14 protein-coding genes are annotated in these 16663 nt (G+C 44.5%); 3 read left to right on the top strand and 11 right to left on the bottom strand.

All coding sequences use genetic code 11. From position 1 onward, the window contains the following. Positions 1 to 10: 10 nt before the first annotated feature. The 11 genes from AC1VYS_RS29010 to rpmH all read right to left on the bottom strand — a co-directional run bounded on the left by AC1VYS_RS29010 (position 11) and on the right by rpmH (position 11381). Positions 11 to 1165 carry an aminotransferase class V-fold PLP-dependent enzyme gene (locus AC1VYS_RS29010; protein WP_482912523.1) on the bottom strand — a complete coding sequence of 385 codons (1155 nt, stop codon included), beginning with the start codon at positions 1163 to 1165 and terminating at the stop codon, positions 11 to 13. Positions 1166 to 1304: 139 nt separating this feature from the next. Next, the gene (locus AC1VYS_RS29015) at positions 1305 to 2150 is read right to left on the bottom strand and encodes a ParB/RepB/Spo0J family partition protein (protein WP_482912524.1); all 846 of its coding nucleotides are present in this window, start codon (positions 2148 to 2150) and stop codon (positions 1305 to 1307) included. After that, positions 2143 to 2904 carry a ParA family protein gene (locus AC1VYS_RS29020; protein WP_441929757.1) on the bottom strand — a complete coding sequence of 254 codons (762 nt, stop codon included), beginning with the start codon at positions 2902 to 2904 and terminating at the stop codon, positions 2143 to 2145. Before AC1VYS_RS29020 ends, AC1VYS_RS29015 begins: the two co-directional genes overlap by 8 nt. Positions 2905 to 3096: 192 nt before the next feature. Next, on the bottom strand, positions 3097 to 3915 hold the full coding sequence (gene noc / locus AC1VYS_RS29025; protein ID WP_482912525.1) for a nucleoid occlusion protein: 819 nt from the start codon (positions 3913 to 3915) through the stop codon (positions 3097 to 3099). A 771-nt stretch (positions 3916 to 4686) separates the two neighbouring features. Beyond that, entirely contained in the window at positions 4687 to 5409 is a 723-nt protein-coding gene (rsmG, locus tag AC1VYS_RS29030) for a 16S rRNA (guanine(527)-N(7))-methyltransferase RsmG (RefSeq protein ID WP_482912526.1), read from the bottom strand. Next, complete coding sequence (mnmG, locus tag AC1VYS_RS29035) at positions 5409 to 7298, bottom strand: tRNA uridine-5-carboxymethylaminomethyl(34) synthesis enzyme MnmG (RefSeq protein WP_441929754.1); 1890 nt, start codon at positions 7296 to 7298, stop codon at positions 5409 to 5411. Before mnmG ends, rsmG begins: the two co-directional genes overlap by 1 nt. Positions 7299 to 7441: 143 nt before the next feature. Next, a complete protein-coding gene (mnmE, locus tag AC1VYS_RS29040; protein ID WP_482912527.1) occupies positions 7442 to 8818 on the bottom strand; it encodes a tRNA uridine-5-carboxymethylaminomethyl(34) synthesis GTPase MnmE in 1377 nt (458 codons plus the stop codon). A 166-nt stretch (positions 8819 to 8984) separates the two neighbouring features. Beyond that, positions 8985 to 9686 carry an RNA-binding cell elongation regulator Jag/EloR gene (gene jag / locus AC1VYS_RS29045; RefSeq protein ID WP_482912528.1) on the bottom strand — a complete coding sequence of 234 codons (702 nt, stop codon included), beginning with the start codon at positions 9684 to 9686 and terminating at the stop codon, positions 8985 to 8987. Further along, the gene (locus tag AC1VYS_RS29050; protein ID WP_482912529.1) at positions 9683 to 10561 is read right to left on the bottom strand and encodes a YidC/Oxa1 family membrane protein insertase; all 879 of its coding nucleotides are present in this window, start codon (positions 10559 to 10561) and stop codon (positions 9683 to 9685) included. The genes jag and AC1VYS_RS29050 overlap by 4 nt, the downstream gene beginning before the upstream one ends. A 74-nt stretch (positions 10562 to 10635) precedes the next feature. Beyond that, the gene (rnpA, locus tag AC1VYS_RS29055; RefSeq protein WP_482912530.1) at positions 10636 to 10986 is read right to left on the bottom strand and encodes a ribonuclease P protein component; all 351 of its coding nucleotides are present in this window, start codon (positions 10984 to 10986) and stop codon (positions 10636 to 10638) included. Positions 10987 to 11246: 260 nt separating this feature from the next. Next, a complete protein-coding gene (gene rpmH / locus AC1VYS_RS29060) occupies positions 11247 to 11381 on the bottom strand; it encodes a 50S ribosomal protein L34 (protein ID WP_434748644.1) in 135 nt (44 codons plus the stop codon). Between the two features lie 645 nt (positions 11382 to 12026). Between rpmH and AC1VYS_RS29065 the strand changes: the two genes are divergently transcribed. From AC1VYS_RS29065 to gntK, 3 genes are all read left to right on the top strand, one after another. Next, positions 12027 to 12701 (top strand): GntR family transcriptional regulator, encoded by a 675-nt coding sequence (locus tag AC1VYS_RS29065; protein WP_482912531.1) that lies wholly within the window; start codon positions 12027 to 12029, stop codon positions 12699 to 12701. 238 nt (positions 12702 to 12939) lie between these two features. Next, positions 12940 to 14301 (top strand): GntT/GntP/DsdX family permease, encoded by a 1362-nt coding sequence (locus tag AC1VYS_RS29070; RefSeq protein ID WP_482912532.1) that lies wholly within the window; start codon positions 12940 to 12942, stop codon positions 14299 to 14301. 76 nt (positions 14302 to 14377) lie between these two features. Continuing rightward, positions 14378 to 15925, top strand: coding sequence for a gluconokinase (gene gntK, locus AC1VYS_RS29075; RefSeq protein WP_482912533.1), 1548 nt, complete (start codon positions 14378 to 14380; stop codon positions 15923 to 15925). Positions 15926 to 16663 lie beyond the last annotated feature (738 nt).

Here is a 16663-nt window from a genome sequence, read left to right on the forward strand (position 1 = left end):
TTTGTAACTCCTACTTCACTGCTGTCAACTCCGTTATGGCCCGAATAAGTTCATCGACCTCTTCATGGGTAGAATTGTATCCTACGCTTGCTCTAACAGCTCCGGTAGCCGTTGTACCGGCAGCCTCATGTGCAAGTGGAGTACAGTGGAAGCCTGAACGGACAGCAATACCATAGTTCCGATCCAACTGAAATGCCAACTGAGCTGAATCATATCCCTCAATTATATAGGATACTAATCCTGTTCGTGGTTGTCCAATGGCTGGGCCCAACATTTGAATGCCTTTAATGGATGATAACCCGTCCATTATATGCTGTGAGAGTTCCCATTCATGCTTGTAGATTATATTGGGTGTCATAGCAAGTACATGTTTCACCCCTGCTCCCAATCCAGCTATCCCTACCGTATTAGGCGTGCCTGCTTCATAGCGATCTGGACGCACTTTAGGCTGCTCAACAGCTTCGGATTGGCTGCCAGTACCTCCATGAAGCAGAGGTTGCACATCAAGCTCAGGAGCGATATACAAGCCGCCTGTACCTTGGGGTCCCAGTAAACCCTTATGACCTGGAAAAGCAAGCAGATCGATGCCTAGTCGTCCTACATCAACTGGTATGACTCCGGCGCTTTGTGCAGCGTCTACCAGTAATAGAGCCTGATATTTTCGGCATAGTTGTGAGATTTCTTCAACTGGCATAATACTACCCAACAGATTAGAGCTGTGTGTGCACACAACCAAACGAGTGTTTTTCCGAAACATCTGCTCCATCTTTTTCATATCCATAATTCCGGAAGCAGTAACGGGCACATAATCAACCTCAATCCGCCCCTGTTTACGAAGGAATTCCAAGGGACGTCGAACTGAATTATGCTCAGCCATCGTGGCTATGACGTGATCACCGTCTCGGAGAACTCCTTGAATTGCAAGGTTAAGAGCTTCGGTCGTATTGGAGCCAAATACAATATCATTGGGATTTTTAATACCAAACAGAGTTGCTAACCCTTTTCTCGTTTCAAACAAAACCCTGCTAGCTTGCACAGCCATACGATGACTACCCCTACCCGGGTTAGCACCAGCAAATTCAAGGGCATTCATCATCGCCTCACCAACAGCAGGTGGTTTAGGCCAAGATGTTGCTGCATGATCCAGATAGATTAGTTTCTCCATCTTCCTACCACCTCTGCTTATAAGGAATAATTACAGGGTTTGCCCACAAACAAAGAATGACATATCGTTTCTCCAGGACACAGAGGCGATATGTCATGACATGAGTAGCTCTGCGTGTTGTAATGATCCAACCAAGGTGTTATTGCAACAGTTCTAATAACCGTTCGAGATCCTGTTTGCTGTAGTAGTTGAGCTCTATTTTACCTTTATCTTTCTGGCCATGTTTGATTTTCACTGTCGTTTTGAACCGTTCCCGCAGTGATTCCTCCAAGGTGTCGATAAAAGGATCTTTCTTTTTAAGCTTCGTTTTAGCCTTATCACCTGTTTTGGAACGATCCAATTGTTGAACCGCTTCCTCCAGCTCACGGACACTCCATTGCTGTTCAATAGATTGTTTAGCAAGTTGCTTGACCAGAACTTCATCTTTCACGCCCACGATGGCTCTAGCATGGCCCATCGACAATGTTCCACGTGAAACATAATCCTTTACTTCCTCTGGTAAAGCCAACAGTCGCAAGAAGTTAGCTATATGGGAACGTGATTTGCCTACCTTTACAGACAGCTCTTCCTGAGTCAATGAGAATTGATCCATTAAGCCCTGATAGGCTACTGCAACTTCCATTGCATTCAGGTTTTCACGCTGCAGGTTCTCGATCAAGGCAATTTCCATCACCTGTTGATCATTGAATGTACGAACAACAGCCGGAACGGTCGCGTTACCGCAATACTGTGATGCCCTGAACCTGCGCTCGCCTGCAATAATCTCATATCCCCGAAGTACAGGGCGAACGATAATAGGTTGAATGACACCATGCTGCCGGATTGATTCCGCCAGTTCATGTATTGCTTCCTCATCAAATGCTTTACGCGGCTGATAAGGGTTAGCCCGCAGTTGGCTAATCGGGATTTCTACGACTTTATCGTCGTCATTAATTGAAAGCGAAGGAATGAGGGCATCCAGTCCTTTTCCAAGCCGCTTACTCATAAGAAATCACTTCCTTTGCGAGCTCTAAATACACTTCCGCTCCTCGGGAACGGGGATCATAGGTAATAATGGATTGCCCGTGAGATGGTGCCTCACTAAGTCGTACATTACGCGGAATAATGGTTTGATACACTTTTTGCTGAAAATACTTCTTCACTTCTTCGATAACCTGAATGCCGAGATTCGTACGAGCATCAAACATCGTCAATAATACACCTTCAATCTGAAGAGAGGTATTCAGATGTTTTTGTACGAGTCGGACTGTATTCAGCAATTGGCTTAACCCCTCCAATGCATAATACTCACATTGAATCGGAATAATCACGGAATCAGAGGCAGTCAGTGAGTTGATTGTCAACATACCGAGCGATGGCGGACAATCAATCAGAATATAATCATAATTATTTCTCACGAGTGCAAGTGCCTTTTTCAGGCGAACTTCTCGTGATATGGTGGATACCAATTCGATCTCGGCTCCGGCAAGTTGGATCGTTGCAGGTATGATATGAAGTCCCTCAATCTGTGTCTCTGCAATCGCTTCTTGGGGAGGCACATCATTAATAAGAACATCATATATACAATTCGCCACATCTGCTTTATTAATCCCGACTCCACTCGTTGTATTCCCTTGGGGGTCAATATCGACAAGCAGTACCTTTTTCCCAAGTGAAGCAAGTCCTGCACCCAAGTTAACGGATGTCGTTGTTTTCCCCACACCGCCCTTTTGATTTGCTACGGCCATAATCTTAGACAATACCTTCACCTCAAATAAAATAGGAGTCTTTTCTTGTAGGTTGTGAGTTACAGTTAATACTAAGCAGGCGACCACCCGTCCACACGAACAACAACTACCGTTTCTTTAGCAAAACGATTTGTTCCCTTCACGTCACATGACAAAACTGACTGTATAGACAGAAAAAGCGGCCATTGCCGCCATAAGCTTCAATTATTTGCGTTTTGGAATATGAATAACGATTTCGTAATGATCCTCATGATCAGCTTCTTTAGTTTTAATATCCATACCTGACCCTGTTACCATATCGATGGACTGACGAATCGTATTAAGTGCGAGCCTAACATCTTTCGTAAAAGATATCCGCTTGGACTTTTTAATTTTGGAAGCTTCTTTATAAAAAGCAACACGAACTTCGGTCTGCTTTACATTCAATTCCTTATCAATAATCTCGCCCAGCAATTTCAATTGCAACTCTTCTGTATCCAGGGACAACAAGGCCCTTGCATGGCGCTCGGATATCTTCCGTTCCATCAAAGCTGCTTTCACACCTTCTGGAAGTTGCAACAACCGAATCTTATTGGCAATGGTAGACTGGCTTTTGCCAAGTCGTTGAGCAAGGCTCTCCTGTGTCAATTGATGCAGATCAATCAACTTTTGGTAAGCAACCGCTTCCTCAATAGAGGTTAAACCTTCACGCTGCAAGTTCTCAATCAAAGCAATGGATGCTGCTTGAGAATCGTTGAATTCGCGTACGATGGCCGGGATGTGTTCAAGGCCCAGTTTGCGAACAGCACGCCAGCGGCGTTCCCCAGCAATAATCTCATATGATCCATTCCGAACACGAACAACAATGGGTTGAATGACACCATGTGTTTTGATCGTTTGCAACAACTCATCAATCTTATCATCATCAAAAATAGTACGGGGTTGATACGGACTGCTCACAATTTCATCAACCGGGACCTGTTTAATCTCATCTCCGTTATTGCGCTCCGCCAAACCAAACAACTTCGAAAATTGTTCTTTCATTCCGTAGATTACCACCTAGTTTCGTAATAGCTCCCGCGTATCAGCAGGTGCTTCTTATTCCATAAGCGAGACAACACTTCCATCGTTCCTGAAATAAGTTATGCCATTCGTATGACTTGCTGCGTAGCAGCATCAAATACTTCACCATCTATTAATATGAACTTAATCTATGATCACTGTTAACGCAGAATCCGATACTTCTATTCTATCATCTTTTTCACCATAATCCTATGTTTACCTATTCTTTAGAGACAGCAAATTTTCCTGCTTTTCTTTCACATTGATCGGGAAAATAAGAAAGAATAAAGCATCATACCAACCTTACGCTCTATTATTTGCAAGGAGCAAAATGATTCTGATTATTCTGATTGCATATCAGTGGAACTAAAGGTTTCTACATGAAACAATCTAGCATCAAAACATTTCGAATCGCTATTTTCCTAGATTTGTTTGATTCCCTTTCAATAGAACAAATCTGGTGATAACGAAAAGCCTATGCTTCCAATTCACCTTTTTTTCAGAAAGCTTTTGGCTTCGCTTTGCAGGCTTTTTTGACCTCTCCGTTCAACGATTGGAACAACACAGTCATTTACTTCATTAGCTAACGCATCTTATAGATCATCTCTATTCTGATTTATTCTTAATTAAATCCATGCTAATAGAGGAAATATACGAAAAAATCAAAGAGGATGTTTCACGTGAAACATCCTCTTTGTATATTGCTGTTCTATATTTCAACATACTATTTTGTTTTATCCTTATGCCCTAATTCTACACGAGTGGCGTTTTAAGTGGTGTTCCTGGTTTACGAGGATACTTATGTGGTGTCTTATCAAATTTCTGAATCAAAATGATATGACGTTCCGATTCCTCCACTGGCAGTTGGAATGGATGAACAGCCTTCACCCGTCCTTTTAACTGATTAAAACTAAACTCCGCTTCCTTCATTTCATCCCGTGGGTCCCCGCCCTTCATCGCAGCGAACATTCCGCTTTTACGTACAAAAGGAAGGCAGAACTCATTCAGTACCGCCAGCTTGGCTACTGCACGCGCAGTAACCAGATCATAGCTGTCCCGGTATCCTTCTTTACGTCCCAGCTCTTCAGCACGACCGTGAATCAGCTCTACCTGTTCAAGACCAAGTGTATCGACTACATGCTGCAAGAAACCAATCCGTTTATTTAATGAGTCAATAATCGTAAGCTGAATATGGGGAAAACATATCTTCAGCGGTAATCCTGGAAACCCAGCTCCTGAACCAATATCAGCAAGCTTATTTACTTTTGTCATATCTGTATAGAACGCTAACGATACTGAATCATAGAAGTGTTTCGTATACACTTGCTCCCGATCTGTAATACCGGTCAGATTCATTTTTTCATTCCAGGATACAAGTTCTTTATAATATAGTTCGAACTGTTCCAGCTGAAGTTCTCCTACTTCTAAACCATGTTCTTTCAAGCGCAGCTGCAACTGCTGTTGAATATCGTCCATTATTGTCCCCTTGCTGCGGTAACGCGGTTATAATGCTCAAGATAGACAAGCAAGATAGAGATATCAGCAGGCGTTACACCCGCAATACGAGACGCCTGACCAATGGAGATTGGTCGGATTTTCGCCAGCTTCTGCTTGGCTTCCATCGCAAGACCATGAATCTCATCATATACGATCGTGTCTGGAATTTTCTTTTTCTCCATTTTCAGCAAACGTTCCACGTGGATCAATTGCTTCTCAATATAACCCGCATATTTAATTTGAATTTCGACTTGTTCCTTCATATCAGCAGTCAATTCCACCTCGGAAGGAGATACTTGCTCAATCCAGTCATATCCAATCTCCGGACGACGCATCAGGTTCAGCAATGTGCTTCCATCCTGGATCGGTGTAGAACCAATCTCTTCCAGTTTGGCATTAACTTCAACAGGACGTACCTTTGCATCTTTCAAACGTGCAATCTCCTGCTCGACTTTCGCCTTTTTATCCAGGAAAGATGCATACCGATCCTCGGTAATCAGTCCAATGTCATGACCAATTTCCGTAAGGCGCATATCTGCATTGTCATGACGGAGCAGCAAACGATACTCGGCACGAGATGTCAGCAAACGGTAAGGCTCATTAGTACCTTTAGTCACGAGATCATCAATGAGTACTCCAATGTAACCTTGGGAACGATCAAGCACAATAGCCTCTTTGCCCTGCACTTTACGTGCTGCATTGATTCCAGCCATAACCCCTTGTCCAGCAGCTTCCTCATACCCGGATGTACCATTAATCTGACCCGCTGTGAACAGCCCTGGCAGACGTTTTGTTTCCAAAGATGGCCACAATTGTGTTGGAACCATCGCATCGTATTCAATTGCGTAACCGTTACGCATCATTTCCACTTTTTCCATACCCGGAATCGAACGAAGAACAGCCAGTTGTACATCCTCTGGCAAACTTGTAGATAAACCCTGTACGTAATACTCCGATGTATTTTTACCCTCGGGCTCCAGGAAAATTTGATGCTTTGGCTTATCGCTAAAGCGTACGATTTTATCCTCAATGGATGGGCAGTAACGAGGCCCTGTTCCCTCAATTACGCCAGAGAACATCGGTGCACGATGCAGATTATCATTAATAATCTGATGTGTCTCTACAGATGTGTATGTTAACCAGCAAGGCAACTGCTCGTTAGTCGATGATTTTGTCTCATAAGAAAAGAACTTCGGCTCATCATCACCAGGCTGAATTTCGGTTTTGCTAAAATCAATCGTATCCTTATGCACACGTGGTGGGGTACCTGTTTTGAAACGTACCAGCTCGAAGCCCAGCTCACGCAAATGTTCCGACAGCTTCAAGGATGGCTGTTGATTGTTTGGTCCACTCTCGTACATCAACTCACCCATAATGACTTTACCGCGCAGATATGTGCCTGTTGTCAGCACTACAGCCTTGGCACGATATTCTGTACCTGTTTGGGTGACAACTCCGACACACTGACCGTCCTCAACAATCAGACGATCCACCATACCCTGACGCATGGTCAGGTTAGGTTCTTTCTCCATCGTTTCTTTCATTGTATGCTGATAAGAGAACTTATCCGCTTGCGCTCGGAGCGCATGAACTGCAGGTCCTTTACCTGTATTAAGCATCCGCATCTGGATAAAGGTTTTGTCAATATTCCGTCCCATTTCTCCGCCAAGTGCATCAATTTCCCGCACGACGTGTCCTTTTGCCGGTCCCCCAATCGATGGGTTACAAGGCATAAAAGCCACCATGTCGAGGTTGATCGTAATCATCAATGTTTTGGAGCCCATTCGAGCTGCTGCAAGAGCTGACTCTACCCCGGCATGTCCTGCACCAACGACAATGACATCATAACGGCCGCCATCAAAAGCCATGTTATTACCTCCTTATTTGCTTCTACTATCTATATCAAACCAACACTTCCTGGCAACAACATCATTCCATCCTTTGACAACGGGCAGAAATTGTACCTTCCCATCATACACAACCATTTCAATGAAAGAAACGGGATAATGATTTACTTTCCTAGACAGAACTGGGAGAAAATCTGATCTATTAATGCGTCATGTGCCGTATCTCCCACGATCTCTCCGAGCTGCTCCCACGCCAGACGAACATCAATCTGGATCATATCAATCGGAACGAATTGATCCGCAGCCTCATACGCATCTACCAGTGATTGTCTCGCCTTTTTGAGCAAGGCAATATGACGAACATTGCTTACATACGTCAAGTCAGCAGATTCCAGCTTTCCACTGAAGAACAGCGTGGAGATGGCATCTTCCAATCGATCAACACCCTGATCATCCTTCACCGACATTGGTACAAGCCTCTCCTCGGGAATATATCGGAGCAGCACGTCACGGTCAATCTGTGGCGTTAAGTCCATTTTATTCATAATGATAATTGATTGTCTACCGCGGATTTGTTCCAGCAATTCAATCTCATCCTGATGAAGTGGCTCAGCAGCATTCACAACCATCAGAATCAGATCTGCATCATTCACAGCGGAACGTGAGCGCTCCACCCCGATCTTCTCGACCACGTCCATCGTTTCCCGAATACCGGCTGTATCGAGCAGTTTCAAAGGAATATTGTTTATTGTGATGAACTCTTCAATGACATCGCGCGTCGTTCCTGGAATATCGGTGACGATTGCCCGGTTATCCTGAGCTAAGGTATTCATTAATGAAGATTTACCCACATTAGGCCTTCCGACGATTGCTGTCGTAATGCCCTCACGTAATATTTTGCCTTGTTCTGCTGTAGTGAGCAATTTGTCGATTTCAGTCATAACTTCACTGGATTTTTCTTTAATGAAGTCGGAGGTTAATGATTCTACATCATGTTCAGGGTAATCGATATTCACTTCAATATGAGCCAGCGTCTCCACCAACGTATATCTCAAATCACGCAGCTTGGAGGACAATTTACCTTCTACCTGCTTCAACGCTACTGAGAATGCACGATCAGATTTCGAACGAATCAGATCCATGACCCCTTCCGCTTGGGACAAATCAATCCGCCCATTGAGGAAAGCCCGCTTCGTAAACTCTCCCGGTTCAGCCAAACGAATATTGAGCTGCAATAGCAGATCCATCACCCGTTTAACGGACACGACACCACCATGTGCACTAATCTCAACTACATCCTCTGTAGTGAATGAACGAGGTGCTAGCATTACTGTGACCAATACCTCTTCTACTTTTTCACCACTACTAGGATCTATAATATGACCGTAATGAACCGTATGGGATAATGCCTGGGTTAGAGGCGTTTTGCTGCGAAAAATCTTCTCCGTCTCGGTTACCGCATCCGGCCCACTGACACGAATAACCGCAATGCCGCCTTCACCAACCGCCGTGGATATGGCTGTAATCGTATCACTAATCATTGTGATCTCTCCCTACTCTCTATATTGAAGTTGTCATCCAACCCATTCCGGAGAATGCCAACACATATTCAACTCTATTGGTGCACTATCTATCTCATATGCTTCGGTACGAAAAAAGCAATGGCTTCTGCACCGAGCAGGCAGCCATTGCGTCTTCAATTGCGTGTTATTTCAACGTAATAACCACACGCCGATTGGGCTCCTCGCCCTTACTTAACGTTTTAATCTGCGGGTGATTTTGCAGTTTGGCATGAATCACTTTACGCTCGAGCGGAGGCATCGGTTCTAGCACAACTTCCTTGCCTGTACGGATTGCTTGTCCGGCTAACCGCTCAGCCAGATCTTCAAGCGTTTTCCGCCGGCGCTGACGGAAGTTTTCTGCATCGAGCACAATGCGTACGAAGCTTTCCGAATAACGGTTGGCGACGATATTCGTCAAATATTGAAGCGCATCCAGCGTCTGTCCACGTCTACCAATAATCATACCGAGGTCTTCCCCAGAGATATTGAAGATGTGGCCATCCCGATGTTTCTTGATATGCACTTCCACATCCAGACCCATACCTGCCGCAACCTCTTTCAAAAACGCAGCCGCTTCTTCATAGGGATTATGGACTGCTACACCCTCAAGTAATGATTCAATCTCAGTTTCAGGTGTGGCTGGTTTGATCGGCTGAGATACAGCTTCAGGCACAGGCAACAGTTTCACTTCAACTTTGGCAGCCTTCACCCCGAACAAACCCAGGAATCCTTTTGACGGCTGCTCTAACACTTGTATCTCGACCTTGTCCCGGCTTACGCCAAGCTCAGCCAATCCTTGGTTTACAGCATCTTCAACGGTTTTTCCTGACGTAATGACTGTGGTCATTTCGATTTTTTGGCCCCTTTCGACCCTTTCCCAGAGACGGTTGCCTTGCCACCGTTTTTGCGTTTAGCTCCACTTTTGGAAGAGCTGCTCTGCTTCACGTTGACCTCGGCCACAATTTTATCATTATTCCGGTAAAGGAAATAGTTTTGCACAATCGTGTAGATATTACTGTAGAACCAGTAAAGCGGCAACGCAGACGGGAACTGATACGACATAACGAAGATCAGAATCGGGTACACCCATAGCATGAACTGCATCGGACCGATCTGCTGTGCTGGATTCATACGCATCATCATCCATGTTTGAATGAATGTAGTGATGGCAGCGAGCACTGGCAAAATAAACAGGTGATCCGGCGTTCCAAGCTGGAGCCACAAGAAATCATGCGTTCTCAGACTGGAGTTTCCATAAATGGAGTTATAAAGTGCGATGTAGATCGGCATCTGAATGATAAGAGGCAGACAGCCGGCCATCGGATTAACTTTGTTCTCCTGGAATAACTTCATCGTTTCTTGCTGGACTTTCTCAGGTGTATCTTTATACTTGGCTTGAATCTCCTTCAGTTGCGGCTGAATAGCCTGCATGGCTTTGGAGCTGCGAACTTGCTTCATCGTCAATGGTAAAATCAAGGTCCGCACAATCAGCACCATGACTAGGACAGCTAGTCCATATTCGCCGTTGAACCATTTTGCGAACGTATCGAGTGCATAAGAGAACCAGTAAACTACATTACTTTGCCAGAATGAATCACTTTTCTTCAGATCTTCTGTAGTAACCCCGGCTCCTTGCGGAGTACATCCAGCTAATACAGCGACCATTGCAATCACTGCAATGAGGAGAATCCATTTCCCCTTTGATGTCTTCAATCGCGACACTTCATAACCCCTCTCTTAACCATTCCATTCCACCGTAAATCATACCATAATTAGGAGGACAAATAAACCGAAGCTTACCGCTTGCACGACTTCAACAGGGAGGCCTTACGCAGCACATGCATCAGACTTTTCTCCATTTCCTTATAGGGCATGCCTAATGCACCTTTGCGGACAATGAAAATCAAATCCATTTGCGTAACAATCTCTTGTTCATGATGACGTACAATTTCCTTGATCATGCGTCTCATCCGGTTACGCACGACAGCGTTTCCTATTTTCTTGCTGCATGATATGCCCACACGGAATTGTTCCGTATCCTTACGGCGGCAACCATAAACCACGAATTGATGATTGGCAAACGATTTTCCAAACCGATATACACGGCTAAAGTCCGCACGGTTTCGCAGACGCAGTCTTTTATACACGGCGCTTCTCCTTGCTGTCCTTCATCAACGTTATTGACGGAGGCATCATTACTGATTTAGTATAGGCTTTCTTAATCGACGGTAAACCGTCTTGGCGACAACTTGTATATAAGGTAGGTTTCCAATTAAAGAAACCTTGAATCCATATTTATAATCAGCCGGCTGATCGGCTTTTTCACAACGCGATGAATCACCATATAAACTAGCCGAAATGAGCTCACTTAAGAAAAAAAAGACCACCTCGGTGGTCTTCAAATGCATTAAGCACTCAGTTTCTTACGGCCTTTCAGGCGACGTGCTGCCAAAACTTTACGGCCGTTGCTTGTGCTCATTCTTTTACGGAAACCATGAACTTTTTTACGCTTGCTAACGTTCGGTTTGAATGTAGGTCTCAATGTACTGCACCTCCTTACAAGGAAATACTTATGTGATGAATCATTTTCATCTTAATAAAGAAAACACCTTTATATATTTAATCATGTTCAATTGGAAAAGTCAACTGAAAAACTCCGCCACTCTCCCTCTTTTTCATATGCTTTCCAGTGTTCAAAAATCACTCCTATCGTTCAGAATCCTTTTTCCTCAGCACACAGCCACCAAGTAATTCAAAAAAAGTTATCCCCAGTCTGCAAAAAAATCCTGATCCTTCGGCATCTTCCGTTATCCACACCTCTTATATAACTGCGCGAAAATCTTAAGTTAACGTTTAAAGTTATTCACATGTGGATAAAGAATATTAGGTTTAAACTGGAGTCATAGTAAGGTGAATGTATCCGCTTCACTATGAAGGTTTACAAGTTTTTGAGAAAGGTGTAGGATGGAAAATATCTTGTATACAAGTATACTTATTGTTTTATAACCCCTTACTAAGCAAGCAGTCGACAATTTATATAGGGGAAACTTAAGCTCTGCTTAACACAGCTTCTGACGTGTTGATTTACCAATTTTTCTTTTCGTCATTTGTAATGAATGCTGGGCTGCGACACATTATGTTATGATCGTATAATGTACGGATTACTTAATTTAGGAGCGTTAGCCATATGCAGTTTCCATCTTCCTGGCTTCAAGGAGCATCTCGCGGTGAGGCCATAGCTTGTGAATTAAGGCTGAGAATCATCAACGGAACCCTTCGGCCTGGGGAAATTTTGTCGGAAAATCGAATTGCTGCTGATTTTGACAGCAGTCGCTCGCCCGTTCGCGAGGCGCTGAGAACGTTGTCAAATGAAGGACTGATTCGGCTTGAACGGATGGGCGTTGTGATCCTGGGCCTCAATATGAAGGATGTCGAAGAACTTTATGATGTACGTTTTCTCATTGAAAGCTTTGTACAGCAGCGGCTGGCAGTAGATGTGCCTCAGGTGCTAATCACTCAGCTTAGCAATATCATCGACAAAATGCAGCTTGCCGGCAAACATCAAGATGCCGTCGAATTTGCCTATCAGGATCTCACGTTTCACGAAACAATTATCGAAGCAGCTGCACATTCCCGCATCTCACATTTGTGGAAGAGCATCAGGTATGTCGTTATGACGGTTATGTTACTTACTACACGCAGAGTATTTGCTCAAGGCGGGCCCAAAGTAAGCGCTGTAATTGAAAAACACCGCTCCCTTGCAACTGCTTTGGAATCAGGGGACAAAGTTTTAATCCAGAACGGGGTACGCACGTATTTTAAAGACTCAGGTCAAACATTACATGAAAGCTTTGAATTTTGAACTCTGATTGTTGTTGCCTGCCCATTTGAAGTTCGCAATCCATTCGGCGTGAATGACGTGAAGGATTGTTACTTAACTTGTCGACAAGTATACCGAATGCGATTTTGTTTATTTTTTAGGGCATGTTAAGGCTAGTTTGCTCTATCTTATGTAGGAACCTGTCATCACATCAATGATTTCTCTTATCGCTACATTTCGTTGTAAGCGTTTATCACCAAGACAAAGGAGTAATTACATCATGAGCACGATTTTCGGATTATCCCATAATGCTACACTGCTAATCTGGACGTTGATCGCCATCGTCTTTCTGATTCTGCTGATCTCCAAATACAAATGGAACCCGTTTATCACCCTTTTATTATCCGCATTGATGCTTGGTTTGCTTGCAGGGATGAAGCCTGCTGACGTGATTTCATCGATTACCGGCGGACTTGGCGGTACTTTAGGCACGATTGCTATCGTCATTGGACTTGGCACCATGCTTGGTAAAATGATGGCTGAATCCGGCGGCGCCGAGCAGATTGCAACTACTCTTGTTGACCGATTCGGTGTGAAACGTGTGCACTGGGCCATGATGATTGTTGGTTTCATTGTCGGTATTCCCGTTTTCTTTGAAGTGGGTGTCATTCTGATGATTCCAATCATCTTTACAGTAGCCCGCAAAACCAATATGTCCCTGCTTCAGATCGGGATTCCTATTCTGGCTGGTCTCTCCACAGTTCACGGGCTTGTTCCACCTCATCCGGCACCGATGATTGCCATTGAAGCCTTCAACGCGGATCTGGGAAAAACGATTCTGTACTCTTTAATTGTGGGTATCCCTACTGCAATTATCGCTGGACCGGTATTCGGTAAATTTATCGGCAAAAGAATTCACACCGAAGCACCAGCTGAACTCGCTGAACAGTTCTCATCTAAGAAAAACAGCAATTTGCCTGGGTTCGGCATTACATTATTTACGATTCTGCTGCCGGTCATTCTGATGCTGATCGGCTCTATTGCCAGCATCGTTGATCCTGAGGCAACAAGTGGATTTACCGTTTTTAGCGAGTTTATCGGTAATGAAATTATTGCACTCTTAATCTCTGTCGTCTTTGCCCTCTTTTCACTCGGCTTTGCCCGCGGCTTCACCAAACATGAACTTTCTCGTTTCACCAGTGAATGTCTGGCCCCTACAGCTACCATTATTCTCATTATTGGTGGTGGCGGAGCCTTCAAACAGGTGCTGATTAATAGTGGCGTTGGTAATGCCATTGCCGAATTTGCCACGAACGCACATATTAATGTGATTCTGTTTGCCTGGCTTGTGGCTGCACTGATTCGTGTCGCAACCGGTTCAGCTACGGTTGCCATGACCACAGCAGCTGGCATTGTTGCTCCCGTGCTCGCTCTTACCCCAGGAGCTAACATTGAGCTGGTTGTACTTGCTACGGGTGCAGGCTCCCTTGTATTGTCCCATGTGAATGATGCCGGCTTCTGGATGATCAAGGAATTCTTCAATATGAGTGTCTCTCAGACACTCAAGACGTGGACTGTTATGGAAACACTACTTTCAGTGGTCGGATTGATCTTTATTTTGCTGCTAAGTACTGTGGTGTGACTAAGTTAATCGTATTTTTCAGAGAAAGAGAATTTTGTATATAACACAGCTCTTTAAAGAAAGAAGGATCGATGTAATGACCAACTATATGATTGGAATTGATATAGGCACGACCAGCACCAAATCCGTTTTATTCACCGAACAAGGCGAGGTGGTCACAACCTCCACCCAGGAATACCCGCTCTATACACCTGCTCCAGATGTTGCAGAACAAGATCCGGATGAGATTGTGCAAGCAGCCATCCGCTCGGTACGTGGAGTGATGAGCCAGAGCGGAATTTCCGCTAAGCAAATTCTCTTCGTATCCTGCAGCTCGGCTATGCATAGCGTCATCGCTATGGATCAGCATGATCATCCACTGACCCGCTGCATCACCTGGGCGGACAATCGAAGTGCAGCTTGGTCGTCCAAGCTGCAAGAAAACGGGGTAGGTCATCGTATTTATCTGCGTACAGGCACCCCTATCCACCCGATGTCCCCTCTGACCAAATTGATGTGGCTTCGTCATGATGAGCCAGAACTATTCGAACGCACGGCAAAGTTTATTTCGATTAAAGAGTACCTTTTCTTCCGTCTATTTGGGCAATATATCGTCGATCATTCCATCGCTTCCTGTACGGGTCTGCTTAATCTGGAACAACTGGACTGGGATCAGGAAGCACTAGACATCGCTGGGATCACACCAAATCATTTATCGAAGCTTGTACCGACGACTTATACAATAGAGGGAATTCATCCTGAATGGGCCGAAAAAATGGCTCTCTCCCCCTCTACGCCCTTTGTCATTGGCGCAAGTGACGGGGTGCTGTCCAACCTTGGGGTTAACGCCATCAAACCTGGCGTTGTCGCTGCAACCATCGGTACCAGTGGAGCCATTCGTACCGTCGTTGATCGCCCGGTAACTGATCCAAAAGGACGTACATTTTGTTATGCTCTGACTGAGAAACTATGGGTCGTCGGTGGGCCTGTGAATAACGGCGGCATGCTTTTCCGGTGGGTACGGGATGAGTTTGCCGCGTCTGAAGTCGAAACAGCGAAACGCCTCGGCATCAACTCCTACGATGTACTGACCAAAATTGCGGAGCGTGTCCCAGCCGGTTCCGAAGGCCTCCTGTTCCACCCGTACCTTTCAGGCGAACGTGCTCCACTCTGGAATCCAGATGCCCGCGGCTCCTTTTTTGGCCTGACCCTCCACCATAAGAAAGAGCACATGATTCGTGCGGTGCTTGAAGGGGTTATTTTCAACCTGTATACCGTCCTGCTTGCCATGGAAGAGCAGATCGGGCAACCTACCTCCATTCAGGCTACTGGCGGATTTGCACGCTCTCCGTTATGGAGGCAGATGATGGCAGACATCTTCAATCAGGAAGTAGTTGTACCTGAGAGCTTCGAAAGTTCTTGTCTCGGCGCTGTTGTTCTCGGACTGTATGCTACAGGGCGGATCAAATCCCTTGACGCCGTTTCTTCTATGGTAGGCACAACTCATCGGCATACACCCGTCAAGGAAGATGCCTCCCTCTATCAAGAATTACTGCCGATCTACATTCGTATTTCGCGCAAACTGGAAGAGGAATACGCAGATATCGCTAACTTTCAACGTAAAATGTCTATGCTTCATCTATAAGTAGAGGAAGGCCTCGCAGCCATAAACCAGCTGCGAGGCCTTCCTCTTTTTTTGGATGATAATTAAAAAGCACCATCAAACGTACACATTTCTAGCTTTCTATCTCTATCTCCTTTATGTTTCTTTGGGAATCCTTCTCTTACTCAATCCTGACTTAAAATGAGGGTCTAAGATCCACTGAAACAGATGACCACCAAGCAATTAAAACATCGCACTTCTACTATGTAGGCCTCTTGAGGATGAAAAGCACTTACCACTCATCTGCTCATTTACCCACTTCATCACTTCAATCCACTTTCGATTTATCCACAACAAGGTTATTCACATTCTAGAATCACTTTTGCACACAATTTAGCATCTTTCGACGGATATCCTGTGTATAAAAGTTTTCTCCTCTTTAGGTCATGCTGTCGAAAATTAAACAATTTATAAACAATATATTGTGTTGTGACTAAAAATTATACACAAGTTATTGAATTTGTGGATATAATCTCGCCATACGTTGAAATGCGGGGCTTCTTTTGCTATGATTGTATTACTTTTGGATGTGAATATGTGATCTGACCCATAATATTATCAACAGCCTGTGGATAAAGTTGTGAACAATTTTCCGTTGTTCCTTCTTTTTTTGTTTTAGACCTGCGGGGGTTTGGGGATAAATTCAACAATATATCTCGTATTTCGACACTGCATCATGGCTTAAGCCACACTTGGAACATGTAAAAGGAGTGACAGTCT

This window comes from Paenibacillus sp. G34, assembly GCF_056856875.1.

Excerpts from the sequence above, each read along its gene's own strand:
- AC1VYS_RS29070 (WP_482912532.1), top strand. The coding sequence starts at position 12,940 with ATGAGCACGATTTTCGGATTATCCCATAATGCTACACTGCTAATCTGG.
- mnmG (WP_441929754.1), bottom strand. The coding sequence starts at position 7,298 with ATGGCTTTTGATGGCGGCCGTTATGATGTCATTGTCGTTGGTGCAGGA.
- rsmG (WP_482912526.1), bottom strand. The coding sequence starts at position 5,409 with ATGGACGATATTCAACAGCAGTTGCAGCTGCGCTTGAAAGAACATGGT.
- mnmE (WP_482912527.1), bottom strand. The coding sequence starts at position 8,818 with ATGATTAGTGATACGATTACAGCCATATCCACGGCGGTTGGTGAAGGC.
- AC1VYS_RS29065 (WP_482912531.1), top strand. The coding sequence starts at position 12,027 with ATGCAGTTTCCATCTTCCTGGCTTCAAGGAGCATCTCGCGGTGAGGCC.
- AC1VYS_RS29010 (WP_482912523.1), bottom strand. The coding sequence starts at position 1,165 with ATGGAGAAACTAATCTATCTGGATCATGCAGCAACATCTTGGCCTAAA.
- noc (WP_482912525.1), bottom strand. The coding sequence starts at position 3,915 with ATGAAAGAACAATTTTCGAAGTTGTTTGGTTTGGCGGAGCGCAATAAC.
- gntK (WP_482912533.1), top strand. The coding sequence starts at position 14,378 with ATGACCAACTATATGATTGGAATTGATATAGGCACGACCAGCACCAAA.
- AC1VYS_RS29015 (WP_482912524.1), bottom strand. The coding sequence starts at position 2,150 with ATGAGTAAGCGGCTTGGAAAAGGACTGGATGCCCTCATTCCTTCGCTT.
- jag (WP_482912528.1), bottom strand. The coding sequence starts at position 9,686 with ATGACCACAGTCATTACGTCAGGAAAAACCGTTGAAGATGCTGTAAAC.